The sequence below is a fragment of the Methylobacterium sp. A54F genome (assembly GCF_053346035.1).
Window position 1 is genome coordinate 1 of the sequence record NZ_JBKFBF010000118.1, and the last position, 309, is coordinate 309.

Here is a 309-nt window from a genome sequence, read left to right on the forward strand (position 1 = left end):
ACCCGCTCCAACCGCGAGCGGGGCCAGCGCTCAGCCGACCCGGGCCGGCTTGGCCGCCGCGTACTTGCCGTCGACCTTGCCGTCCACCTTCGGGTCGGCGGCCTTGCCGCGGCCGCCCAGCCACCAGGTGCCGAGGCACGCCAGGGCGATCAGGACCAGAACGCCCTGCGCGCCGATCGCTTCCCAGGTGCCGTTGTTGAGGCCGATGTTCGCCACGATGGCCGGGACGCCGCCGCTGCTGAAGGGCAGGACGGCCTGCTCCTGGAACTCCTGGATCGCCTCGCTGACGAGCTTGAGGCCCATGATGAA

1 pseudogene is annotated in these 309 nt (G+C 71.5%); it reads right to left on the minus strand.

Features of this window, described 5'->3' with window-relative positions:
• Nucleotides 1-30: 30 nt before the first annotated feature.
• Nucleotides 31-309: pseudogene (locus tag ACLBXP_RS25585) on the minus strand (hypothetical protein); the annotation flags it as partial.